The following is a 25,907-nucleotide window of genomic DNA, read 5'->3' as shown; positions in this document are numbered from 1 at the left end:
GGCTCGCCCTGCCAGTACACCTCGCCGCCGTCCGGGCGCGCCAGCCCGGTCAGCAGGCGCAGCAGGGTGGTTTTTCCGGCGCCGTTGCCGCCGGTGACCTGCACCCACTCCCCGGCGTCCACGGTGAACGACAGCCCACTGAACAGCGTCCTCTCGTCCCGCTCGCAGTACAGATCTCTGGCTTCAAGCATTCCCACTCATCAACGTCCTGTCAGAAACCTGGTTTAACATCACGCATATCCGGCAGTTTATGCGCGATCCCTTTGTGGCAATCGATACAGGTCTGTCCATCTTTTACCGCCTGATCGTGCATTTTCGCCGCGACGCCTTTTTGCGCGGTCAGATCCATAAAGTCGAAATTGTGGCAGTTACGGCATTCCTGCGAGTTGTTGTCTTTCATGCGCCGCCACTCATTTTGTGCCATTGTCAGGCGATGAGCTTCAAATTTCTGCGGTGTATCTATCAGCCCAAATACCTTCGCGTACAGTTCTTTACTGGCTTTGATCTTACGGATCATCTTCGGCCCCCACTCATGCGGCACATGGCAGTCAGGACAGGTGGCACGAACGCCGCTACGGTTGTTGTAGTGGACGGTTTCCATATACTCCTCATACACCGTGTTGCGCATTTCATGGCAGCTAATACAAAACTCTTCGGTGTTAGCCTTTTCCATTCCGGTATTGAAGCCGCCCCAGAAGATGATGCCGCCGATAAAACCGATTAACAGCAGCGTCCCCAACGCCAGGCGGCTGGGGCTGCGCCACCATCGCCAGACGCGCTTTATCCAGCCGGGTTTACGGTTAGAATTTTCCATAATGACCTCTTATTTCCCGTAACCTTGCGAGGGGGTAAAGGTATTGTCGATAATCGGCGCGGTATCAGACTGCGGTACGTGGCACTGCAGGCAGAAATAACGACGTGGCGCGACGTTGCCCGACACTTTACCGTCGCTGTCCATAAAGTGCGTCGGACTGATACGCGGCGCGCCCGTCGTACGATAACTTTCCACGCCGTGGCATTGCAGACAGCGGTTGGTATTGGTCGTCACCTGGTAGCCCTCGACGCTGTGCGGGATCATCGGCGGCTGGTTGACGTAATTTAGCGGCATACGTTCCTGCTCTTTCGGCATACGAATCGCCCCTTCCTGCGTCCCGGATACTTCCGGCGACTGGCTCAGATCCACTCCGTTTGCCGCCCAAACCGCACCACTTACCACCAGGGCAAGCGTGGCCATCCATTGACACAGCGCTTTCATCAGGTCATGGCTTTTCATTGTTTCGCTCCCGAACTCCATCGCATTTACACTTCATCCTTCGAGCTGCCTCTTTGTTGGCTGCGCTCGAAAATCCCAGTCACATCGTTATCTATGCTCCCGGGGATTTCCTCGCTTACCGCCGCGATGCATCCCGAATGATGTTGCGTATCGTTATTGTAAAAACATCCTCAGAACAGACATCCACGCAGCGACCGCAGGTCATGCAGTCGCGGTGAGTGACCTGCGCCGGGCTTTGCTCATCCAGCACCGGCGCACGTAGCACATGCGGTTCCGGGCAAACATGAAAACAATCCATACAGCGATTACATTTCTCACGTTTTTTGGCCGTCACGGTCACTACGCCTTTACTGCCCAGCACGCCATACAGCGCGCCCATCGGGCAAATATGGCCGCACCAACCGTGCTCAACGACTAATAAATCAAATAAAAACAAAGCAATAATCAGCAACGCGCCGCTACTAAATCCCATAACCAGACTACGGCCTAACAGCGACACGGGATTAATCCATTCCCACAGCAGCGTGCCGGTCAAGGCCGAACCGATTAACACCACCACCAGAAGGACGTACCGTATATGGCGTGGAATCGTCGCAGACTGGTTCAGGTCAAATTTCCTGCGCATCCAGTTAGCCAAATCGGTAACGGGGTTTAGCGGGCAAACCCAACTGCAAAATAATCGCTTTCCCGCCAGCGCATACAGCACAGCGATAATCACTGCTCCCGTCAGCGCCACGGTAGCGGGAAGATGTCCACTGGCGAGACTTTCCAGGGTAATCAGCGGATCGGTCAACGGGAGGGTATCGAACAGCAAACTACTGCTGTAGTTGCCATGCAAAACCCAAAAGCCCAGCCACGGGCCGCTGAGAAACATCCCCAGCACCATAAACTGGCTGATACGGCGTAACACCAGCCAGCGGTGGCTACGCCACCAGCCTTTTTTCGCCCGCGCTTCTCGCCCGGCGTCGCGTTTACGATTTGCCATCTTTCCCCTCCAGCCAGCCGAAGCGGTAATGGTGTCCTAACTCCCCTTTCGCCAATGACAACGGCAACACTTTTATCGCTGGTTGCTCCAGTACGCAGACTTTTTCGCATTTGCCGCAGCCGGTACAGGCGTCGCTGTGTACGGTGGGCAGAAAGCGCGCATGTTTGCCGGTGCGCATGTTGCGATCCAGCTCCAGCGTGATGGCCTCATCGATTTTCGGGCATTCGCGGTAACAAACGTCGCAGCGCAGCCCCTGAAAGTTGAGGCAGTTTTCCTGATCCAGCAGCACCGCCAGCCCCATGCGCGAGTCATCAATGGAAGCGATATCTTTATTCAGCGCCCCGCTGGGGCAGACTTTGGCGCACGGAATGTCTTCACACATTTCGCAGGGGATGTCGCGAGCGACGAAATAGGGCGTGCCTGCCGATAGCCCGGAGGCCAGCGTCGCCAGTTTTAGCGTGTCGTATGGACACGCCTGAACGCACTGCCCGCAGCGCACACAGGCGCTGGCGAAGACATTTTCATTCAGCGCGCCAGGCGGACGCAGCCGCACGCCCGTTGCGCGCGCGGTTTGCTGTTGCAAGCCCAGCGCCACGCCAACCGCCGCCAGCCCGCCCGCAGTGCGCACAACATCACGCAGGAAGCGGCGGCGGCCATTTTGGGGTTTCGCTGTACGGGACATAACGCGTTACACCTTCGCCAGCTTAACGGCGCACTTCTTGAAGTCCGTCTCTTTAGAGAGCGGGTCCGTCGCATCCAGCGTCAGGTTGTTCACTAGCTGAGCGGCATCGAAGAACGGCATATACACCAGTCCCTGCGGCGGACGGTTACGTCCACGCGTTTCGACAATCGAAATCACTTCGCCGCGGCGGGACGACACTTTAACCTTATCCCCACGACGCAGATCGCGCGCTTTCGCATCCAGCGGGTGAATAAAGACCACTGCTTCCGGGAAGGCGCGATGCAATTCAGGCACGCGGCGCGTCATACTGCCGGTATGCCAGTGTTCCAGCACGCGACCGGTGGAAAGCCACAGATCGTACTCGTTGTCCGGCGACTCCGCCGCAGGTTCAAATGGCAGCGCGAAGATCACCGCTTTGCCATCCGGTTTACCGTAGAATTTGTACCCTTCCCCCGCTTTTACATACGGGTCGTTGCCTTCGCTGTAACGCCATTGCGTCTCTTTGCCTTCGACGACCGGCCAGCGCAGACCGCGCGCGTTGTGGTAATCGTCGAACGGCGCCAGATCGTGCCCGTGGCCACGTCCAAACCAGGCGTATTCTTCAAACAGTCCTTTTTGCAGATAGAAGCCCAGCTCACGAGACTCATCGTTTAACTGATCCTCTTTCAGCTCGCTCAGCGGGAATTTGCTGACCGCCGGCGTGGCGAACAGAACGTCATACAGCGTTTTACCGCGCAGCTCCGGCTTCTGGGCCAGCAACGCCTCCGGCCAGACCTCCTCGGTTTTAAAACGACGGGAGAACTGCACCAGTTGCCAGAGGTCGGATTTAGCTTCGCCCGGCGCTTTAATTTGCTGACGCCAGAACTGCGTGCGGCGTTCGGCGTTGCCGTAAGCGCCTTCTTTCTCAACCCACATGGCGGTCGGCAGGATCAGATCCGCAGACAGCGCGCTCACCGTCGGGTAAGGATCGGAGACAATGATAAAGTTACGCGGATCGCGCCAGCCCGGCATCCGATCTTCATTGATGTTCGGCCCGGCCTGCATATTGTTATTACACATTACCCAGTAGACGTTCAGCTTGCCGTCTTTCAACGCGCGATCCTGCGCCACCGCGTGTAAACCCACTTTTGCCGGAATAGTGCCAGCGGGGATCTGCCAGTGTTTTTCGCAGATATCACGGTGTTTTTCGTTCGTCACGACCATGTCTGCGGGCAGACGGTGTGAGAAGGTTCCCACTTCACGCGCCGTACCGCAGGCGGAAGGCTGGCCGGTCAGCGAGAAAGGACCGCAGCCAGGCTGAGAGATTTTTCCGGTCAGCAGATGGAGGTTGTAAACCAGGTTATTCGCCCACACGCCGCGAGTATGCTGGTTAAAACCCATCGTCCAGTAAGAGATCACGCGCTTATTCGGATCGGCGTAGAGCTGCGCCAACTGTTCCAGTTGATCTTTCGGCACGCCGGTCATTTCAGCGGTCTTGTCCAGCGTATATTCCGCCACGAAGGCTTTATACTCGTCGAAGCTCATCGGCTCGGAAGCATCGGAGCCCGGATTCTTCGCCGCTTTTTCCAGCGGGTGCGTCGGGCGTAAGCCGTAGCCGATATCCGTCGCCCCTTTACGCAGGTTCACATGCTTTGTGAAGAAATCCTGATTTACCGCGTTGTTCTGAATAATGTAATTCGCGATATAGTTAAGGATCACCAGATCGCTTTGCGGGGTAAAGACAATACCGTTGTCCGCCAGCTCAAAGCTACGGTGCTGGAAGGTGGAGAGGACGGCAACCTTCACGTTCGGGTCGGACAAACGGCGGTTAGTGATGCGCGACCATAAAATCGGGTGCATCTCCGCCATGTTGGAACCCCACAGCACAAACGCATCGGCCTGCTCAATATCGTCGTAGCAGCCCATCGGTTCATCCATGCCAAAGGTGCGCATAAAGCCCACCACCGCCGAGGCCATGCAGTGACGCGCGTTCGGGTCGATGTTGTTAGAGCGGAAACCAGCCTTGAACAGTTTCGCGGCGGCATAGCCTTCCCAGATGGTCCATTGACCCGATCCAAACATGCCGATCGCTTCTGGTCCTTTCTCTTTCAGGGAGGTTTTAAACTTCTCCTCCATCACATCGAAGGCCTGTTCCCAGCTCACCGGCGTAAACTCGCCGTCTTTGTGATAGCTGCCGTCTTTCATGCGCAGCATCGGCTGCGTCAGACGATCTTTACCGTACATGATTTTGGGCAGGAAGTAGCCTTTAATGCAGTTCAGACCACGGTTGACCGGCGCGTCGGGGTCGCCCTGGCAGGCGACCACACGGCCCTGCTGCGTGCCCACTAACACACCGCAACCCGTTCCGCAAAAACGGCACGGCGCTTTATCCCATTTGATGGCTTCCTGCTGCCCGACAACGGCGCGGGCGACGCCCGGCACGCTCAGACCGGCAGCCGCCGCAGCGGCCGCAACGGCGTTAGCTTTCATAAAGCTACGACGACTGAGTTTCATGGTGTTTCCTCACCTTGCTCATCCTGCTGGTGATAAACCAGCGACACCGCCAGTACGCCCTCGACATTGCGTACTGACTCAATTGTTTGCATCAGCGTTTCACTCTGGTCTGCTTCCGCCACCACGATCAGCTGCCCGCTTTCAACATCGCTTAACGCGACTTCGCAACCCGGCAACGTGTTCAACTGTGTGCCAATGGCGGCGATGTTCTGACTTTTGGCCTGCACGACCAGGCTACAGACCTGCCAGTTAGTGCGCATGGTGGTTCTCCGCTTTGATGGCTGACACGGGACAGATAGCCACACACGCCCCGCATCCGTGACAGGCCTGCGGGTCAAGCTGCGGCTGGTAAATGCCGGATAGCGTGGGACGAAAGGTAATGGCCATAGGTTCACAACTGTCCTGGCAACGATGGCATTCAACCGATTGCCTGGCGAGGCAGTTTTCCGTGAGCGTAAAAACCAGATCCCAGGCCCTGGTGTGGCGCGGAAGAAAAAGCGATTCGGTACAGGCCTGCGCGCAGGCATAACAAAAGCTGCACTCGCCCCGTTTGAAATCTACGCTCGGATACCCCCCCGTCCCTCGCTGCAGGATGTCGGCCTCACACGCCTGGATGCAGGCGTCGCAACGCAGACAATGTGCGAGAAAATAGGTTGTTTCTCTGGCCCACGGCGGAAGAATCCCATTGCTGGCGTTGCGCCAACTGCCGGTCAACATGCTTCGACGGGATAAATCAACCATGATATCGCCCTTCCATAACGACACGCTTCCATAGGGAGTGAATACCAATAAAAACCGTACAATTTATGAGTAGTTATTTTTGTAAATAAGATATTTCAGGATGTGTAAGAGATGCATACCCCGATAGAGGTAAATGCTGTTGCCGGATCAAAAGAGTGCCGGGTAAAGACCCGTAAACGTGCTTTTTCTCACATTTCAATGAGTTATATAGCTACCTATATAACGAAAACCACTAATAGCTGATAATTCCATTTACATTATCAATATCGGAATATTCCACTATATAAAAAGACGCTATTTTATTAATAATCTTGAAAATATGAGTAAATACAGATTAATAGATAATATGAATGTGTTAATCTGTTGTCCGTGCATACCGAAAACAGCAGAAAGGAAATACTGTGAACAATCAAATGAAGATGTTTGTCCCTGCCGTCGTCTTCGCCGCCCTCGCCAGCGCCTCTGCCTGGGCTAACAATAGCGATACCGCCCAGCCGCTGGAGAAAATCGCCCCCTATCCGCAGGCGGAAAAAGGAATGAAGCGGCAAGTGATAACCCTTACCCCTCAGCAGGATGAATCTACCCTCAAAGTGGAACTGTTGATTGGCCAAACGCTGAATGTGGATTGTAACCAGCATCGCCTCGGCGGCACGCTGGAAACAAAAACGCTGGAAGGCTGGGGCTATGACTATTATGTCTTTGATAACGTCACCTCTCCGGTATCAACCATGATGGCCTGCCCTGAAGGTAAGAAAGAGCAAAAATTCGTCACCGCCTGGCTGGGTGAAGACGGGATGCTGCGCTACAACAGCAAGCTGCCGATCGTGGTGTATACCCCGGCGAATGTAGACGTGAAATACCGCATCTGGAAAGCGGACGCTAACGTACAGAACGCCGTCGCGCGATAATGTTACGCTGCCCGGTCACACTTACCGGGCATCTGAACACGCCGGCTCACGCAGCGCTCCGGGGTTCTTTTTAAAACACGTCTGGAAATCCGCTCGCCCGCCGCAAAAAATACCCCGATGCCTGGTGGCGACGCGTGGCATCTTATCAGGCCTACCCGCGTGCGGACGTAGGGCTGCCATCAGGTGGTTCATCCGGCGCCATAGTCCATTACGCAGTACGCGCAACCGCATCACGCGAGGCGGCGTCACGTTCGTCGCCGGTGAGTTCGGTTAGCTGTCCGTTGCGCATTTCAAGCAGACGATCGGCATGAATAAAATAGTGATCATCATGGCTGATGGCGAAAATGGTTTTGCCCATTTCCTGCATTAACGGCAACAGTACCTGATAAAATTCCCGGCGGAAATGCGGGTCCTGATCGGCGGCCCACTCATCCAGCAAAATAATATCGCGCTCTTCCGCCAGCGCCAGCAGCAGCGCAATGCGCTTTTTTTGCCCTTTCGACAGTTTAAGATTCAAAATGCGCCCGTCGTTTAGCTCCAGCTTGTGCGTCATTTTCAGGTGCTCAAGCCACTTTTCGACCAGCGCGGAATTGGCGGGTTTCCCCTGCGGCCCCAGCAGGCGGTCGAATAACCACACATCGGTAAACACCGCAGAAAACAGTTTGCGATAATCTTCCGGCTGCCCGGCGGCAATAGGTTGACCATCAAGTAAAATCGTTCCCGATTGCGGCTGGTATAAACCGGTCAATAACATGGCCAGCGTCGATTTCCCGCTACCGTTGCCGCCAATTAAAAACAGCAGTTCGCCGCGGTGAATCGTCAGGTTGATGGGCCCCACGGAAAACGCGTTATCCTGATAGTGGAAAACCACGTTGCGCAGCTCCAGCGTCTTCCAGTCGGGAAAGGCTTTCGGCTGCGGAAAATCAGGCTTATACGGGGCGAGCGCGAATTTATTCAGTTTATTAAACGCCACCTGGGCGGTCAGTAGCGTTGGCAACGCCCCCACCGCAGACAGCAGCGGCGTGCGCAGGAACAGCAACGTCAGTGAATAGGTCGCCGCGACGTTGGTATCCGCCCAGCCGAGACTATTCGCCATCCAGAAGACCAGGCCTATCGCCCCCAGCATCATGATATTCGACCAGTTGACGGCGCTCAGGTGAAAAGTATCGGCACGGATAATGTGATGACGGTACTCTTTGGCGTCCGGGGTATAGCATTGCTGAAAAATCTGCTCCGCACGCTCGCGGTTTAGCGTCAGCTCTTTGCGTCCTTCCAGCACCGTCTGATAGTCGTTGTACAGCTTATCTTCGGTCTCGCGCAGGGTCGCCATATGCTGGTAAACCCGCGCCACCAGCACAAATCCGCCCCAGATAGTGACCGCCATCCAGATAGCCGTAACCAGCAGCATTTTTGTCGATAGCATCGCCAGATACGCCGCCGAGCCGACGGTGAGGATAATGCCCTGTACCAGCTCAGGCAGACGCACAAAGGCGATAGTAATATTGCGAATATCGCTGGTCAGACCGGCCAGTAAAGAGGCGCTGCCCAGTTGCTCAATGCGTTCAACGTGCGTATCCAGAATGCGCTTGATAAATTCGCTGCGCAGGCGGTAAACGAAATGGTGTCCCAGAGTGGTGAGCGCCAGTTGGGAACCTAATGTGACGACCATTAGTAACAGGAGCAGACCGAGAAATTCCGGCAGCACCATGACGGTGGTGTCCACCGTTTCAATCAGGCGCTGATTGATAAACGCGATCAGGCCAATCCCCAGCGCCGCGCTGGCGAGGCTCAGTGCCATCACGCTAATAAATGGCCAGCGGTACTGCCGCCAGACAAGAATAAGAAGTTCCATGCATACAACCCGGACCGATAATAACAGCCCGCAGTTTAACTAACTCCACCTGCACAGCAATAATAATTCTTATTTTTATTCTTTTTCAGCCGCCTGACGGAAGGTGAGATTGTAACGAAATTCACCGGTCATGGGATGAAAGCCCGCTTTAAGCGGCTGGATACCATGATAAAACAGCCGGGACTCGCCGCCCCAGACCACGATATCGCCATGCTCCAGTAAGATCCGCTGGAGCGGATCGCTGCGACGCAGGCCGCCAAACTGAAAAACCGCCGGCACCCCCAACGAAACTGAGACGATAGGCGCGCGCAGATCCGGCTCGTCTTTATCCTGATGCAGCGACAGTTTTGCGCCGGGCGCGTAGCGATTGATCAGGCAGGCGTCCGGTTGGAAGCTCTCATACCCTGCCGCGATTGCCGCCTGACGACATACGCTGGCAAACGATAACGGCAGCGCAGGCCAGGGTTTATCGGTCAACGGATCGCGCACGGCATAACAATAACCGTGACGATCGGTGGTCCACCCTAACGCGCCGCAGTTGGTCATCGCCACCGACATGGTGTAGCCGCCCGGCGTCACCATCTGACGAAACGGAGACTGACTGGCGACAAAACCGATATCGTCTAATAGCGACTGCGCCGCGCGAAACGCAAAGCGGCGCAACACCACCGCGCCAGGCGCCAGGGGCTCTTGCCAGGGCGCTTCATCAGCAAATAGATCCAGCATTGCTACTCCTCTTTTTGCGCTTCTCGCTTTAATAGCTGCGCTTTTCGACGCACGCCCCAACGATAACCGGAGAGCGCGCCATCACGACGCACGACCCGATGACACGGGATCACCATCGCCAGTTTATTCGCGCCGCACGCGCTGGCGACCGCGCGTACCGCCGTGGGTTTGCCGATAGTCGCGGCAAGCTGTTGATAGCTTACGGTTTCGCCGCAGGGAATTGCGCATAACGCCTGCCAGACCTGCTGTTGAAACGCGGTTCCCTGAATATCCAGCGGCAACGAGAGCAGCACATCGCGTGTGTTGATAGCCGCGACAACCTGCCGCACCCGTTGCTGAAAAAGCGCGTCAGCAGGTTCGTGGCGGGCCGCCGGGAAAAGGGTGTGTAATTCAGCCAGTAGCGCGTCGTCGCTATCACCGGGGAGAATCGCGCAAATCCCCCGCTCGCTCTCCGCCACCAGGCACCGTCCGTAAACCCAGTCCGTCAGCGCATAGCGAACGGAGACATTATCGCCGCCTTTGCGAAACTGTTTTGCCGTCATGCCCAGCGTCTGGTCGGCATGACGGTAGTAGCTACTGCTATCCGGGAAGCCGGCGCGATAAATAGCCGCCGTGATCGGCTCTCCTTTCGCCAACGCCTCACGCAGCCGCCGGGCGCGCCACGCCTGCTGCCACCCTTTCGGCGTCATTCCGGTGCTCGCTTTAAACAAACGGTGCAGATGAAACGGACTCATCGCCACCGCCTGCGCCAGAGACGCCAGCGTTACCGGCGTCTCCTGCTCAAGTAAACGGCAGGCGCAGGCAATCTTATCCAACCGCCGTTGCTGCGCGCGCGCATTATCCGGCTGACAGCGCTTGCAGGGGCGAAAACCGGCGTCCAGCGCCTGCTGCGCGTTGGCAAAAAAGCGAACATTTTTACGTAACGCCCGCTTCGAGCGACAAGAAGGGCGGCAAAAAACGCCGGTGGTTCGCACCGCAAAAACGAAACGCCCATCCGCGCTGGCATCGCGCGCCTGCACCCGCAGCCAGCATTCATCATCGGTAAGTAACGCTTTTTTCATCATAGACTCCTTCATTAAGCATAGTGCTTGCTTACATGCAGTGTGTCCGTAAATCCGCCCACAAAAACCCGTAATCTTGCGTTTTAATTCTTATCGCTCACCAGGAACGTTTTGAACTGCGGCGACATCCAGGTTTTAAAGCCTTCACCTTCTTTCATGATCATAAAGACCGCCAGCCCTTCCCGCCGGACGACCTCTTGCGCCTTTTGCGTACCAAGCACCATCAGGCCGGTGTCCCAGCCGTCCGCTTCCAGCGCCGTTGGCGCGATAACCGTAACCGATACCAGGTTGTGTTCAATGGGGCGCCCCGTTTGCGGATCGATAACGTGCGATACGCGCTTGCCATCCAGCTCATAATAGTTGCGGTAGCTGCCGGAGGTGCTGATGCCATGCCCGTTGATATCCACAATCGCCTGCACCGCGTTTTCCCGGTCGGTCGGCTTCTGAATCGCGACGCGCCACGGCAGCCCTTGCGCATTCATCCCGCGACTGCTTAATGCGCCGCCCACCGAGACCAGATAACGCGCAATGCCCTCCTGCTCCATCAGACGCGCCAGGTGATCCGCCGCATAGCCCTCCCCGACCGTGGAGAGATCAACATAAAGATCCGGCAGATCTTTTTGCAAAAACTGATGTCCAGCCCTGTCGATAACCTGCAAATGTTGCAGGCCTGTTTTCGCTTTTGCCGCATCGATTTGTGCTGGTGTTGGGATATGCAGCGGCTGCCGATCCGGTCCAAACCCCCACAGATTGACCAGCGGGCCCACGGTGATATCCATCGCGCCATCCGTCTTCGCGCCAATACGTAGCGCCGAGGTCACGATATCCGCCATGGCTTCGCTGACCGGCCAGGGCGCAAGACTGCGTGAATGGTTAAAACGCATCAGCGCGGAGTTATTTTTATAGGTAGAAAGCAACCAATCATCAGCATCAAGCTGAGTCTGGATTTTAGTCTGTAACTCTGCGGCGCGTTTCGCATCGATACCAACCACGCTCACCCGCCAGAGGGTCCCCATCGTTTTACCTTCCAGCACCTGAGCGGCAGGTGACGCTGTTGTCGTTTCGGGAGCCTCATCGCAGCCCATAAGTAAAAAAGCCGCCGCCAGACACACGGCCCGGCAAAAAGTCATTTTCATCGCTGTTTATCCTCATTCGAATGGACGCAAGCGTATATCAAAACGTCGTATTTGTACGCCGGAATAAGGCATGAAAAAAGGGCCCGTAGGCCCTTTAGCAACATCTTTTGCTGATTAGAACTGGTAAACCAGACCCAGCGCTACGATGTCGTCGGTGTTGATGCCCGCATCGCGGGTAAAGTCGTTTTTATCCAGCAGGTTGATTTTGTAATCAACATAGGTGGACATGTTTTTGTTGAAGTAGTAAGTCGCGCCGACATCAACGTATTTTACGATGTCCTGGTCGCCATAACTGGCGCCGTAACCGTTGCTGATGTCCTTACCTTTAGACTGCAGGTAAGCCACAGACGGACGCAGACCAAAGTCGAACTGGTACTGAGCAACCACTTCAAAGTTCTGCGCTTTGTTGGCAAAACCGTAAGAGGTGGACGGGTTGCTACCGTTAGAGGTACCAAAACGGGTTGCGTTATAGGTCTGAGAATACTGCGCTGCCAGATAGATGTTGTTCGCATCGTATTTCAGGCCGCCGGTGTAGACCGTGGCGCGATCGCCGTTACCATACAGGCTAGCGTTAGCGGTGTTGTTCTGATCGGCAGTACGTTTAGACGTGGTGATAGCGCCACCGACAGAGAAGCCTTCGCCGATTGCATAAGTCAGCGATCCGCCGTAACCGTCGCCGTTCTGGTTCAGCAGGCTACGACCACTCTTGTTTTCACCGCTCACGCTGCCGTTTTTGCCCTGATACTGCAACGCGAAGTCCAGACCATCCACCAGGCCGAAGAAGTCGGTGTTACGGTAGGTGGCATAGCCGTTACCACGCTGCTGCATAAAGTTGTCAGCGCCGTAGGTGTCGCCGCCGAATTCCGGCAGAACGTCGGTCCAGGAGGTCACGTCATAAGTTACGCCGTAGTTACGACCATAATCGAAGGAGCCTGCGTCAGCGAATTTCAGACCCGCAAACGCCACACGCGTCCAGGAGTCGTTGCTGCCTTCAGTCTGGTTGCCCTGAATCTGATATTCCCACTGGCCATAACCGGTCAGCTGATCGTTAACCTGCGTTTCGCCTTTGAAGCCGATACGCATGTAGGTCTGGTCGCCGTCGCTGCCTTTGTCGTCAGAGAAGTAGTGCAGGCCATCAACTTTACCAAACAGGTCTAATTTGTTGCCGTCTTTATTATAAATTTCAGCCGCATTCGCTGCGCCCGCCACCAGCAGAGCTGGTACCAGGAGGGACAGTACTTTAACTTTCATGTTATTAACCCTCTGTTATATGCCTTTATTGCTTTTTTATGCCACTGCTTACTGGTTAACCCTCATTAACCAGTCGGCAAGTCCATTCTCCGCAAAAATACAGAATAATCCAACACGAATATGATACTAAAACTTTTAAGATGTTACAGTTATCTACATAGATGTTTCAAAATATGAATTTTACGGAACTTTTTTAAAGCAAAAATCAAGTAAAAATAAGCACAAATAGACAAAATATATTCACGAGACTTTTAAAATCAATGGGTTAAATTGATGAAATTCATAGCACTGAATGATAAAACAGAATCTTCATTCGCAACTAAAATAGTGACCGCTATCATCATTAACTTTATTTATTACCGTCATTCACTTCTGAATGTCTGTTTACCCCTATTTCAACCGGATGCTTCGCATTCGGTTTTTTTTACCCTTTTTCAGACACACCCGGCTGATTTATGCTACCTGCCTAAAACTATCACGGTTATTCACTACACTCCCCTGCTCGACCGTTCGTAAGACATTAGCAAATAATTTCTTGATATTTAGTGCTAAACATTTATAAGTAGTCTTTATATTTGTACCGTTCTGCGAAGGTTGTACGCTTTTCCCGTCCCGCCGACGGAGCGCGTGTTAAGTTGCCCGGCATGACGTAAGAGTCTGGAAATTCATTCATTACCCTTTATACTGCCCTTCACCTTCAGCGTTGCTTTTACAGGTCGTAAACATAAATGAGTCAGTCTGACACAACGGTCTCTACCCGATTCTCCCTTCTACCGGGAAGCATTACCCGTTTCTTCTTATTGCTGATCATTGTGCTGCTGGTAACGATGGGCGTTATGGTACAGAGCGCCGTCAACGCCTGGTTGAAAGACAAAAGCTATCAAATTGTCGATATCACCCACGCTATTCATAAACGCGTGGATACCTGGCGGTATGTTACCTGGCAAATTTATGACAACATCGCCGCGACCACTACGCCATCGACAGGTGAAGGACTTCAGGAAACGCGTCTGAAGCAGGATGTGTATTATCTTGAAAAGCCGCGACGTAAAACTGAAGCGCTGATTTTCGGTTCCCATGACAGCGCCACGCTGGAAATGACGCAGCGTATGTCAACCTATCTGGATACGCTGTGGGGCGCGGAAAACGTGCCATGGTCAATGTATTACCTCAACGGACAGGATAACAGCCTGATTCTTATCTCTACCCTACCGTTGAAAGATCTCTCTTCCGGCTTTAAAGAGTCCACTATTGGCAATATCGTCGATTCCCGCCGGGCAGAGATGTTGCAGCAGGCGAATGCGCTGGATGAGCGCGAAAGTTTCTCCTCATTGCGAAAACTGGCCTGGCAAAACGGTCACTATTTTACGCTGCGCACGACCTTCAATCAGCCAGGACATCTGGCGACCGTGGTGGCGTTTGATCTGCCCATTAATGATTTAATCCCGCCGGGAATGCCGCTGGACAGTTTTCGGATAGAGCCTGACGCAACCCAGGCGACGGGGCGAAGCAGTGAAAAGGAAGCGCCTGATAGCGTCACGATTAGCTTTAACGGTTCAAAAATTGAGATCTCCTCAGCGCTTAACTCTACCGGAATGCGCCTGATCTGGCAGGTACCGTTCGGTACGCTTTTGCTTGATACGCTGCAAAATATTTTGCTGCCTTTACTGCTGAACATCGGGCTGCTGGCGTTGGCGTTATTTGGCTACGCCACGTTCCGTCATCAGCCGGGACGGTCGACGGAATCGACATCCGGCAACGCGGCGAATAATGAGCTTCGCGTCTTACGCGCCATTAATGAAGAGATCGTTTCTCTGCTGCCGCTGGGTCTGCTGGTCTACGATCAGGAAGGCAACCGCACCGTGATCAGCAATAAAATCGCCGATCATCTGTTGCCGCATCTTAACCTGCAAAATATTACCAGCATGGCGGAACAGCATCAGGGCGTGATTCAGGCGACAATTAATAACGAACTGTATGAGATCCGTCTGTTTCGCAGCCAGATCGCTCCCCGCACGCAGATCTTTATTATTCGCGATCAGGACCGGGAAGTTCTGGTGAATAAGAAGCTTAAACAGGCGCAGCGTTTGTATGAGAAGAATCAGCAGGGCCGCGCCGCCTTTATGCAAAATATCAGCAACACGCTTAAAGAGCCCGTACGCCAACTGGCGGTTAACGCCGCGGCAGTCACCACGCCGGAAAGCCTGAAACTGGCGGATCAGGCGGATGTATTGGTACGTATGATCGATGAAATCCAACTGGCGAATATGCTGGAAAATGACGCATGGAAGAGCGAAGCAACGCTGTTCTCCCTGCAGGATCTTATTGACGAAGTCGTGCCGGAAGTGCTGCCCGCCATTAAGCGTAAAGGGCTGCAACTGCTGATTAATAACCATCTTAGCGGCAACGATGAACGCTGGGGCGATCGCGACGCCCTGCGCCGGATTTTGCTGCTGTTGATTCAGTATGCCGTCACGACGACTGCTATGGGTAAAATTACGCTTGAAGTCGAGCAGGATGAATCTATCGCGGAGCGTCTGACTTTCCGTATTCTGGATACGGGCGAAGGTGTAACGTTAAACGAGATTGATAATCTGCATTTCCCGTATATGAATGAAACGCAGGGCGATCGTTACGGCAAAGCGAATCCGCTCACCTTCTGGCTGTGCAATCAACTGGCGCGCAAACTGGGCGGTCATCTCAACATTAAAGCGCGAGAAACGCTGGGCACGCGCTATACCGTTCATGTCAAAATGCTTCCTCACGATCAGCATACTCAGGTCGAAGAGCGCCTGCTGGACGACGTGAGCGTGATGGTCGATGTGACGTCCAACGAGGTTCGCGCGATTGTGCTGCGTCAGTTAGAAAACTGGGGCGCCACCTGCATCACGCCGGATGAAAGGCAGATAAGTCAAGAATATGATCTCTTTTTAACGGATAATCCGTCTAATCTTACTGCCTCGGGCTTGCTTTTAAGCGATGATGAGTCAGGCGTGCGGAAAATTGGCCCGGGTCAGTTGCGCGTCAACTTTAATATGAGCAATGCTATGCAGGAAGCTGTACTACAACTTATCGAAGAGCAGCTGGCGCAGGAAGAGATTCCCGCCTCCCCGCTCGGCGGAGATGAAAATGCCGAGCTTCATGCCAGCGGCTATTATGCGCTATTTGTAGACACAGTACCGGATGATGTTAAGAGGTTGTATACTGAGGCGGCAACCAGCGATTTCGCTGCGCTGGCCCAAACGGCCCACCGCCTGAAAGGGGTGTTTGCCATGCTTAATCTGGTACCCGGCAAGCAGTTATGTGAAACGCTGGAACATCTGATTCGTGAGAAAGATGCTCCAGGTATAGAAAAATATATCAGCGACATTGACGCCTACGTCAAAAGCTTGCTGTAGCAAGGTAGCCCAATACATGAACAATATGAACGTAATTATTGCCGATGACCACCCGATTGTACTGTTCGGTATTCGCAAATCACTTGAACAAATCGAGTGGGTGAATGTTGTCGGCGAATTTGAAGATTCCACAGCATTGATCAACAACCTGCCGAAATTAGATGCGCATGTGTTGATCACTGACCTCTCCATGCCGGGAGATAAATACGGCGATGGGATCACCTTGATCAAGTACATCAAGCGTCATTTTCCGAGCCTGTCTATTATCGTTCTGACCATGAACAACAATCCGGCGATCCTGAGCGCCGTGTTGGATCTTGATATTGAAGGGATCGTACTCAAACAGGGTGCGCCAACCGATCTGCCTAAGGCGCTGGCCGCGCTGCAAAAAGGCAAAAAATTCACCCCAGAAAGCGTTTCTCGCCTGCTGGAGAAAATCAGCGCAGGCGGTTACGGCGATAAGCGCCTGTCGCCAAAAGAGAGCGAAGTATTACGCCTGTTCGCCGAGGGCTTCCTGGTCACCGAAATCGCCAAGAAGCTCAACCGCAGCATTAAGACCATCAGCAGCCAGAAGAAATCGGCGATGATGAAACTGGGCGTAGAGAATGATATCGCGCTGCTCAACTATCTCTCTTCCGTCACCCTGAGTCCGACAGACAAAGAATAAATCGCTTTTATGTTACCCAGCCTGATGGCGCTACGCTTATCAGGCCTACCAGTCGACTCATCTTTTACAGGCCGGACAGGCGACGCCGCCATCCGGCATTTTTTATGCCCGCGTTTTACGTACCCGCTCGGCATACACCGCCAGCGTCTGTTTCAACACATCCAGCGTCACAGGCTTCGACAAACAGCTATCCATACCGGACTCCAGGCAACGTTGTTTCTCTTCCGCCAGCGCGTTCGCCGTCACGCCGACGACCGGCAGCGTCAGCCCAAGCTGACGGATACGCTGCGTCAGGCGATAGCCGTCCATGTTCGGCATGTTCACATCGCTCAGAACAATATCGATAGCATTTTTACTCAGCACATTCAGAGCGTCCACGCCATCATTGGCTGTCTTACACTGATACCCCAGCGATCCCAATTGATCGGCCAGCAGACGGCGATTGATCGGATGATCGTCAACGACCAGAATCATCATGTCGTCATTTGAATCTGCGGTTTTATCCGTCGTCGGCAATGCGCTGGAAAGCGCTTCACTATCCAGCTCAATACTATAAATACGCGCCAACAGCGCGGGCAACTCATGCACCGACGCCACACTATGCACCCACTCGCCCGGCGCTCTTTCCAACGGAATCCCGATATGACGGCGGCAAAAGACGACCGCCGCCCTCCCCTGCCAGGTATGCTCCAGCGCGTCATCGACAATCAAAATATCGTCCGCGGCGGGTTCTTGCCCTTCATAACGCTGCGTATGAACGCCGCTACGCGCCAGACTGGTCTCAATAAACTGGCACAAAGAAGTATTGCGCACCGCCAGCCAACAGCAGGTTCCGGCGAGTCCTTCCACGCTCTTTTTCACAGGGTATTGCGCGCCATAAAGCGGGATGCGCAGCGTAAACTGGCTTCCCATGCCAGGCTCCGAATCGACGGAAATATCGCCGTCCATCATGCTGATCAATTTTTCGCAAATCGCCAGCCCCAGACCGGTCCCCTGAAAGTTACGCTGTACGCCGGTTCCCACCTGGAAGAAGGGATCGAACAGGCGAACCACCTCTTTTGCCGGAATACCGACGCCGGTATCCCGCACGCGAATGCTGAGATAATCCCCATCACAGCGCACATGCAGCACGATGCAGCCAATATCGGTAAACTTAATGGCGTTGCTCAACAGGTTTGAAATGACCTGCTGTAAACGCATCGGGTCGCCGTTCAGCGATACCGGCACGTCAGGCTCAATAAAACAATACAGGCCGAGCTGCTTACGCACCACCAGCGGCAGATAATTGGCGGTGATATGGTTCATCACCTCTCGCGGTGAAAATTCGCGCGGCTCAATCTTTAGCTGTTCCGACTCAATTTTCGAGAAGTCGAGAATGTCGCTGATAATTTTCAGCAACAGACTGGAGGAGTTATTCATCGCCGTGACCAGACGATCCACGCCTTTTGGCAGCTCTTTGGTTTGCAGCAGATCGAGATTGCCAATGATACCGTACAGCGGTGTGCGCAATTCATGGCTGACCGTTGCAAGGAACATGGATTTAGACTGGCTTGCCTGCTCCGCCGCCTGCGCCATCTCTTGCAGCGACTCTTCCATTTTGACGCGCGTACTCACATCTACCAACACGCAAATCGCGACGTTTTCATTGCGATAGCGGGAATGGACGAAGCTAATTTGCAAATTGGTATTATTGCTGGTCAATACATCAACAAAGTTGACCTGCTGGCCGCAAATGATTTGCGTCAGGCGCTGTCTGTCTTCATGCGTGAGCATGTTCAGGTAGGTGTGCGCCAGTTCGTTACTCAGAATATTGACACCATCAATAGTGCGCAGAATACAGATCCCCACCGGCGCGGAGGCGACGATTTTACGGTTGAACTGTTCATGTTCTTCCAGGCGCTGAGCATCGCTCTCCGCCGGAATGAAAATTCGCCGCTCATACATCCGCGCAAGCGTAAACAGCCCTGCGCCCACCAGCACGTTCAGCAGGATAGCGTTCAGGATAAGAATACGAATACGCTCCAGGACTAAATCTACAGGCACAGAATAGACAATACTGAGCGAGGATGGCGGCAGGCTTTTTTTGAGTACCAGTTCACGAAAACCTGGCGTATAACCAAACCAGGAGCGCTCCTGCATCCAGCGCGGCTCCGCTTTAATATTGCCGTCAGGACCGGTCAACGAAATCAGCGAATGGCCGTTCTCATCAATAATAGTGACGCCCATCGGCAAACTGCCGGGCGTGAAAAAATTTTCCATACGGATGGACTGCTCGACGCCCAGCAGCGCCTGCAGACGATTGGCCAGATACACCGGCGTCAGCGCATAAAAGTAGCCCACGCCCTGACGCGCGCCCTGGCTTATCCAGAAAAGGTTATTCCCACTTTCTTCCTGCGGCGCGTTGCGGTATTTCATAATCCGCTCATGTAACGCTTTTAACGCATCATCGCGCTCCACGGGCATTTCACGCAGGCCGAAATTCGCCATACAGAGGTTATCGCTGCCAATCAGGAAAACGCGGTTAAGATCATACGCCGCTGAAAAGTTGTCGCGCCAGTAACGCATAAACCATGCCAGCGACTCCAGCGAACCGCGCCAGGCGGAGCCCATCGCCGCACAGTCTGAGTCGGCGAATAGCGGTTCAAAGTCCGGCACCACCATTTTGTCATCACGCGCACGCGACGACATGACGCCGTTTTCCGCCGTTAAACGGTTCTCGGCGATATATTTGAGCTCTTTCATCACGTCCGATGTGCGCTGGATAAAACGCTGCGCCTGATCGGAGCTAAGGTTGAACTCCTGACGAATTTCAGACTCCCGCTGGTGCAGGGCATTGACGATGTAAAACACCGAAACAAAGGCGATTAAGAGCCAAATGAGTAACGCTAACGCTCTGAATAAGTAGCGCGAGACTTTCAGCGTAGTTCGAAAGGAAGCAAGGTATTTCAAAGGGGCGAAGCTCCGCCTCAGGATGTAAATAGAGTGTGACTAAGGTAGCGGTAAATGACGTAGCCCGCAACGGCAAAGAAAAAGGGCCGGATATCCGGCCCTCGCACAGCAATAACATTACTCGTCAGCGTCATCCGCAACGTCGTCATCGCTTTCCGCTTCCGGGGCGATATCCTCATCCCCTTCCGCCACGCTGCCGTCGATAGCGTCGAGTTCTTCGTCATCTACCGGTTCAGCAACGCGTTGCAGACCCACCACGTTTTCATCTTCCGCCGTGCGGATAAGGATAACGCCCTGGGTATTACGTCCCACTACGCTGATCTCGGACACACGGGTACGCACCAGAGTACCGGCATCCGTGATCATCATGATCTGGTCGCAATCGTCTACCTGTACCGCACCGACAACGGAACCGTTGCGCTCGGTCACTTTGATAGAGATAACGCCCTGCGTCGCACGAGACTTGGTCGGGTACTCGTCCGCTGCGGTACGCTTCCCGTAGCCGTTTTGCGTTACGGTCAGAATAGCGCCTTCGCCGCGTGGGATGATCAGAGAGACTACTTTATCGTCTCCCGCCAGCTTAATACCGCGCACACCGGTCGCGGTACGCCCCATCGCACGGACGGCGTCTTCTTTGAAGCGCACCACTTTACCCGCGGCCGAGAACAGCATGACTTCGTCAGAACCAGAAGTCAGGTCAACGCCAATCAGCTCGTCGCCGTCGTTGAGGTTCACCGCGATAATACCGGCGGAACGCGGACGGCTGAATTCGGTCAGCGCCGTTTTCTTCACGGTACCGCTGGCGGTCGCCATAAAGACGTTGACGCCTTCTTCGTATTCACGAACCGGCAGAATCGCGGTGATACGTTCGTTGGCTTCCAGCGGCAGCAGGTTAACGATCGGACGACCGCGCGCGCCACGGCTAGCTTCCGGCAACTGATAGACCTTCATCCAGTACAGACGGCCCCGGCTGGAGAAGCAGAGAATGGTGTCATGGGTGTTGGCCACCAGCAGGCGGTCGATAAAGTCTTCTTCTTTAATACGCGCGGCAGATTTACCTTTCCCACCACGACGTTGCGCTTCGTAATCCGTCAGCGGTTGATATTTGACGTAACCCTGGTGAGACAGCGTCACGACAACATCTTCCTGGCTAATCAGATCTTCGATATTAATATCGGCGCTGTTGGCGGTGATTTCGGTACGACGCTCATCGCCGAACTGATCGCGAATTAACTCCATCTCTTCGCGGATCACTTCCATCAGGCGATCGGCGCTGCCCAGAATGTGCAGCAGTTCAGCAATCTGCTCCAGCAACTCTTTGTATTCGTCGAGCAGTTTTTCATGCTCCAGGCCGGTCAGTTTCTGCAAACGCAGATCCAGAATCGCCTGCGCCTGCTGCTCAGTCAGGTAATACTGACCGTCACGCACGCCAAATTCTGGCTCCAGCCATTCCGGACGCGCAGCGTCATCACCAGCGCGCTCCAGCATCGCAGCAACGTTGCCCAGATCCCACGGACGCGAAATCAGCGCCGCTTTTGCTTCTGCCGGCGTTGGCGCGCGGCGAATCAGTTCGATAATCGGGTCGATGTTGGCCAGCGCAATCGCCAGAGCTTCAAGGATATGCGCGCGGTCACGGGCTTTACGCAGTTCAAAAATAGTACGACGCGTCACCACTTCACGGCGGTGGCGCACGAACGCTGAAATGATGTCTTTCAGGTTCATGATCTTCGGCTGGCCGTGATGCAGCGCCACCATGTTAATACCGAAGGAAACCTGTAGCTGGGTCTGGGAGTAGAGATTATTAAGCACCACCTCGCCCACCGCATCGCGTTTCACTTCAATCACGATGCGCATCCCGTCTTTGTCGGATTCGTCACGCAGCGCGCTGATGCCTTCCACGCGTTTATCTTTCACCAGCTCGGCGATTTTCTCGATCAGGCGCGCTTTGTTCACCTGATAGGGAATTTCATGGACGATGATGGTTTCACGGCCCGTTTTCGCGTCAGCTTCAACTTCCGCGCGGGCGCGAATGTACACTTTGCCACGACCGGTGCGGTAGGCTTCTTCGATACCACGACGACCGTTGATGATCGCGGCGGTCGGGAAGTCCGGACCCGGAATATGTTCCATCAGCCCTTCAATGCTGATGTCTTCGTTGTCGATATACGCCAGGCAGCCGTTAATCACTTCCGTCAGGTTGTGCGGCGGGATATTCGTCGCCATACCTACTGCGATACCGGAAGAACCGTTCACCAGCAGATTCGGAATTTTGGTCGGCATGACGTCCGGAATTTTTTCCGTACCGTCATAGTTATCCACGAAATCCACCGTCTCTTTTTCGAGATCGGCCATCAGTTCGTGGGCGATTTTCGCCAGACGGATCTCCGTATAACGCATTGCCGCCGCGGAGTCGCCGTCAATAGAACCGAAGTTACCCTGACCATCCACCAGCATGTAACGCAGCGAGAATGGCTGCGCCATACGAACGATGGTGTCATACACTGCGGAATCGCCGTGGGGATGGTATTTACCGATTACGTCACCAACGACACGGGCAGATTTTTTATAGGCTTTGTTCCAGTCATTGCCCAATACGTTCATGGCGTAAAGTACGCGACGGTGTACCGGCTTCAGGCCATCTCGGACATCCGGCAGCGCACGGCCAACAATGACCGACATCGCATAATCCAGATAGGAGCTCTTCAGCTCTTCCTCAATGTTGACCGGTGTAATTTCTCTCGCAAGGTCGCTCATCTAACCGCTATCCCTCTACTGTATCCCGGATTCAAAGGTCGCAAATTATAACACATTCGCCCACGTACTGGTAAACGGAATGCAGCCAGACAATGCTTTATTCGGGTGCCGCATGCTCTCTTCATTTATAAGCGTGGTCTCGGCGTTTATCGGCGATCGGCTTCAGAGGCGACACAGGGGAGATCGGGGTCTGGCCAGGAAGAGGCTGGAAAATCAATACCTCCCATGTATACCCGTCATACTTCAAGTTTCATGTGCGTTGGCGGCAAGTTACTCGGCCCATCCCTGGGCCTCGCCCCGTCGGGGTTAGCGCAAGCGCTGTTCAAGACGGTTAACCATTTTATCCTGCAACTCGAATTATTTAGGGGATATGCCGGAAGGCATAAACCATAATCAGTATCACCAGATGCTATTTAATCACATAGGCCAGGTATTCTTTCACTACCTCATCGTTTAATTCCTGACCCAATCCGGGCTGTTCCGGCGCGACATAATAGCCATTTTCCGGTTGATAATCGTGGGTACAAAGTTCCCGAATAGATGCTTTCATCGCATTGGTATGATGCTCATGAATAATAAAGTTGGGAATTGCTGTTTCCATATGCAGCGCGGCTGCCGTGGAAACAGGACCGCCGCAAACATGCACCTGTACAGTGGTGTCATAAATATTAGCATAGTCACAGATTTTCTTTCCTTCGGTAATTCCGCCGCAGAGACACAAATCAGGTTGCGCTACGGCAATAGACTGCTTCTCCAGTAATTCCCTGTATCCCCATCTTGTGTAGGAACGCTCGCCAGTGGCGATTGGAATCGTTGTTGAACGGGAAACTTTCTGCATATTATCAGAATTTAATGGATGAATCGGTTCTTCATAAAGAAAGATACGATACTTTTCTATCGCCTTCGCAAATTGAATAGCTGAGTTTGTACCGAGAAGAGAATGGATTTCCACGATAATATCAGCATCATCCCCCATTGCTTCACGCATAGCGGCAATTCGCGCTTCCCCCATTTTTAATTGATCGGCCAGTAACAATCCTGAATAGTTACGATTTTTATTCTGAAAAACACAGTCATCGCCATTACGATCGATTTCGAGTGGATCCACTTTAATCGCATCATATCCATCGTCAAGAGCCGCACGCGCCGCCTCAGCATATTCATCAGGTGTCACTAATATCTGGCGTTTATCCCCCCAACCAAATTGTAACTGACTAGCATAGGTTCTTAATTTTTCATTAGTTTTCCCGCCAAGGAGCTGATAAACAGGTACACCTAAATATTTACCTTTGATATCCCAAAGAGCAATATCAATAGCGCTCATTCCGGCATAAAAAACGTTCCCGCCCCCCATCCCCCAAAAAGTCTTTCTGAAAAAGAACTCCCAAATTTTTTCGATATTTAGTGGATCTTCACCCACAATCAATGGCGCCAGATCTCTGATGATCCCTACGCCAGCTTTAGCGCCTGCGCCATAGGCCAGTCCTACTTCGCCAATACCACTTAATCCTGAGTCGGTATTCACCCGAATAAGTACTGGATTATAGGAGGACATCGTTTGATCTCTTTTTTTTAATTCACAGTCAAAAACTTCAATAGACGTAATTTTCATAATTTCTCCATTTATCAGGTTCGTGATACAACATTTGTTTGTTGGCTTTTTTCTTTTTTCACATCAATTTTCATTAACGCCAGAACGGCTACCGCAGCGAAGCAAAGTATTGCCTCTACAATAAATATTCCTGTCGCACCATAATGAGTAGAAACGAATCCCAGTGATTTATTAATCAGGAATCCGCCAAGACTTGAACATGAGTTAATAAACGCAATGCTGATAGCCAACCCTGACGGCGACAATAATGCAGAAGGCAGCGCCCAGTAAGGTCCGTAATAGCTGAGGATCCCAACACCATAGAACGTTAGCCCCAGCATTCTCAACGACATTGAGGGGACAAGAGCAATCATCAGAAAACCACAGCCTGCCAGAAACATGGGTAATGCAGCATGCCATTTTCGTTCATTCTTTTTATCGGAATGCCAGCCCCACCAGGGCATGCTGAACATAGCGAAAATAAACGGAATACTCATGATTAAACCAACGTCAGTATCCGTAAAATCAGCTGAAAATCCCTTCACCAACCCCGGTAACCAGTAGTTTGCCGCCAGAGCAGCCGCCTGAATCAACATGTAGGCGAAAGAAAGCTGAAGCAAAACTGGATTTTTGATTACGGAAAGAAAGGATGAGTTGGTATTTTTATTTAATGCAGCTGCGGTTTCATTGTCAGTGCGTAATTTATTAACTAAGGCCGATATCTGCTGTGGCGTAAGCCATTTAGCCTTTTCTGGACTGTCAGGCAGTAAATAAAATGTCAGGATGCCAAGGAATACGGTAGGGATACCTTCAATAGCAAAAAGCCAGCGCCAGCCTTCATAATCCGGGGTATTCAAATGCTCGATGATCCAACCAGACATCGGTGCAGCCAATACCGATGCAACAGCAATAGATAACATGAAGAAACTATTGACTTTTCCGCGTTCACGAGCCGGGAACCAGCATGCAAGATAATAAACCATGCCCGGGAAAAAGCCAGCTTCAAATACCCCCAAAAAAATGCGAGCCAGCAAAATATGTTGAGTATCTTTAGCAAAAAAAATCAGCCCTGTTACCGCTCCCCAGCCGATAATAATGGAACTAATCCATTTTCTTGCACCAAGCTTTTGCAAGCCAATGCTACTCGGAATTTGAAAGATTAAATATGATATGAAGAATATAGAAGAAATATTAGCGAAATCCTCAGGCGTAATACCGAGAGATTCATTCATGCGTAATGCAGCAAACCCAATATTGACACGATCCATATAGTTAAAAAAGTAAAGAATAAAGGCCAAAGGAATGATTTTCCTTTTTACAATACGAATTGCATCGTATAAATTTTCTTGTGGACTACTCATTTTGCATCACCTTTTATGATTCAATGAATAAGGGTATTGACCGGAATCGATGTTACGTAAAAAACAATACAATTCAAAA

20 protein-coding genes are annotated in these 25,907 nt (G+C 52.9%); 3 read left to right on the top strand and 17 right to left on the bottom strand.

Going from position 1 to position 25,907, the window contains the following annotated elements:
• The 8 genes from ACLJPQ_RS21730 to napF form a co-directional block, all read right to left on the bottom strand.
• Window positions 1–191, bottom strand: a 191-nt coding sequence (locus tag ACLJPQ_RS21730; RefSeq protein ID WP_139782770.1) for an ATP-binding cassette domain-containing protein, incomplete at its 3' end; no start/stop codon positions are given.
• Between the two features lie 20 nt (window positions 192–211).
• Window positions 212–814: a cytochrome c-type protein NapC gene (gene napC, locus ACLJPQ_RS21725; protein WP_000431778.1), complete on the bottom strand. Its 603-nt coding sequence runs from the start codon at window positions 812–814 to the stop codon at window positions 212–214.
• Window positions 815–823: 9 nt separating this feature from the next.
• Entirely contained in the window at window positions 824–1,273 is a 450-nt protein-coding gene (gene napB, locus ACLJPQ_RS21720; protein ID WP_000835182.1) for a nitrate reductase cytochrome c-type subunit, read from the bottom strand.
• A gap of 115 nt (window positions 1,274–1,388) precedes the next feature.
• The gene (napH, locus tag ACLJPQ_RS21715; protein ID WP_000013533.1) at window positions 1,389–2,258 is read right to left on the bottom strand and encodes a quinol dehydrogenase ferredoxin subunit NapH; all 870 of its coding nucleotides are present in this window, start codon (window positions 2,256–2,258) and stop codon (window positions 1,389–1,391) included.
• A complete protein-coding gene (napG, locus tag ACLJPQ_RS21710; protein WP_000091679.1) occupies window positions 2,245–2,940 on the bottom strand; it encodes a ferredoxin-type protein NapG in 696 nt (231 codons plus the stop codon). Before napG ends, napH begins: the two co-directional genes overlap by 14 nt.
• 6 nt (window positions 2,941–2,946) lie before the next feature.
• Window positions 2,947–5,433, bottom strand: a complete 2,487-nt coding sequence (gene napA / locus ACLJPQ_RS21705; protein WP_000778097.1) for a nitrate reductase catalytic subunit NapA — start codon at window positions 5,431–5,433, stop codon at window positions 2,947–2,949.
• Window positions 5,430–5,693 carry a chaperone NapD gene (napD, locus tag ACLJPQ_RS21700; protein WP_001260058.1) on the bottom strand — a complete coding sequence of 88 codons (264 nt, stop codon included), beginning with the start codon at window positions 5,691–5,693 and terminating at the stop codon, window positions 5,430–5,432. The genes napA and napD overlap by 4 nt, the downstream gene beginning before the upstream one ends.
• Window positions 5,683–6,174, bottom strand: a complete 492-nt coding sequence (napF, locus tag ACLJPQ_RS21695; RefSeq protein ID WP_080178649.1) for a ferredoxin-type protein NapF — start codon at window positions 6,172–6,174, stop codon at window positions 5,683–5,685. The genes napD and napF overlap by 11 nt, the downstream gene beginning before the upstream one ends.
• 413 nt (window positions 6,175–6,587) lie before the next feature.
• Here napF and eco point away from each other — a divergent pair, with 413 nt between their 5' ends.
• Window positions 6,588–7,082, top strand: coding sequence for a serine protease inhibitor ecotin (eco, locus tag ACLJPQ_RS21690; protein WP_001550295.1), 495 nt, complete (start codon window positions 6,588–6,590; stop codon window positions 7,080–7,082).
• 208 nt (window positions 7,083–7,290) lie between these two features.
• Here eco and ACLJPQ_RS21685 read toward each other — a convergent pair whose 3' ends face one another.
• From ACLJPQ_RS21685 to ACLJPQ_RS21665, 5 genes are all read right to left on the bottom strand, one after another.
• Entirely contained in the window at window positions 7,291–8,934 is a 1,644-nt protein-coding gene (locus ACLJPQ_RS21685; protein ID WP_023138043.1) for a multidrug ABC transporter permease/ATP-binding protein, read from the bottom strand.
• 75 nt (window positions 8,935–9,009) lie between these two features.
• Window positions 9,010–9,660, bottom strand: a complete 651-nt coding sequence (alkB, locus tag ACLJPQ_RS21680) for a DNA oxidative demethylase AlkB (protein WP_023225807.1) — start codon at window positions 9,658–9,660, stop codon at window positions 9,010–9,012.
• A gap of 2 nt (window positions 9,661–9,662) precedes the next feature.
• Window positions 9,663–10,724, bottom strand: a complete 1,062-nt coding sequence (gene ada / locus ACLJPQ_RS21675; protein WP_000975968.1) for a bifunctional DNA-binding transcriptional regulator/O6-methylguanine-DNA methyltransferase Ada — start codon at window positions 10,722–10,724, stop codon at window positions 9,663–9,665.
• An 80-nt stretch (window positions 10,725–10,804) separates the two neighbouring features.
• Window positions 10,805–11,857 carry an FAD:protein FMN transferase ApbE gene (gene apbE / locus ACLJPQ_RS21670; protein ID WP_023138042.1) on the bottom strand — a complete coding sequence of 351 codons (1,053 nt, stop codon included), beginning with the start codon at window positions 11,855–11,857 and terminating at the stop codon, window positions 10,805–10,807.
• 114 nt (window positions 11,858–11,971) lie between these two features.
• Complete coding sequence (locus tag ACLJPQ_RS21665) at window positions 11,972–13,108, bottom strand: porin OmpC (RefSeq protein ID WP_023138041.1); 1,137 nt, start codon at window positions 13,106–13,108, stop codon at window positions 11,972–11,974.
• Between the two features lie 728 nt (window positions 13,109–13,836).
• Between ACLJPQ_RS21665 and rcsD the strand changes: the two genes are divergently transcribed.
• Complete coding sequence (rcsD, locus tag ACLJPQ_RS21660; protein WP_000083201.1) at window positions 13,837–16,506, top strand: phosphotransferase RcsD; 2,670 nt, start codon at window positions 13,837–13,839, stop codon at window positions 16,504–16,506.
• Between the two features lie 16 nt (window positions 16,507–16,522).
• Window positions 16,523–17,173: a response regulator transcription factor RcsB gene (gene rcsB, locus ACLJPQ_RS21655; RefSeq protein ID WP_001061919.1), complete on the top strand. Its 651-nt coding sequence runs from the start codon at window positions 16,523–16,525 to the stop codon at window positions 17,171–17,173.
• A 102-nt stretch (window positions 17,174–17,275) separates the two neighbouring features.
• Here the strand turns inward: rcsB and rcsC are convergent, their stop codons facing one another.
• From rcsC to ACLJPQ_RS21635, 4 genes are all read right to left on the bottom strand, one after another.
• Window positions 17,276–20,122: a two-component system sensor histidine kinase RcsC gene (gene rcsC / locus ACLJPQ_RS21650; protein WP_000876084.1), complete on the bottom strand. Its 2,847-nt coding sequence runs from the start codon at window positions 20,120–20,122 to the stop codon at window positions 17,276–17,278.
• A gap of 117 nt (window positions 20,123–20,239) precedes the next feature.
• Entirely contained in the window at window positions 20,240–22,876 is a 2,637-nt protein-coding gene (gene gyrA, locus ACLJPQ_RS21645) for a DNA topoisomerase (ATP-hydrolyzing) subunit A (RefSeq protein WP_001281271.1), read from the bottom strand.
• A 409-nt stretch (window positions 22,877–23,285) separates the two neighbouring features.
• On the bottom strand, window positions 23,286–24,488 hold the full coding sequence (locus ACLJPQ_RS21640) for a mandelate racemase/muconate lactonizing enzyme family protein (protein ID WP_017442122.1): 1,203 nt from the start codon (window positions 24,486–24,488) through the stop codon (window positions 23,286–23,288).
• Window positions 24,489–24,502: 14 nt separating this feature from the next.
• Window positions 24,503–25,828, bottom strand: coding sequence for an MFS transporter (locus ACLJPQ_RS21635; RefSeq protein WP_000098078.1), 1,326 nt, complete (start codon window positions 25,826–25,828; stop codon window positions 24,503–24,505).
• Window positions 25,829–25,907 lie beyond the last annotated feature (79 nt).

The organism is Salmonella sp. SAL04213, from assembly GCF_046550535.1.
Lineage (GTDB): Bacteria > Pseudomonadota > Gammaproteobacteria > Enterobacterales > Enterobacteriaceae > Salmonella > Salmonella enterica.
This window is presented reverse-complemented; position numbering and strand designations above follow the sequence as displayed.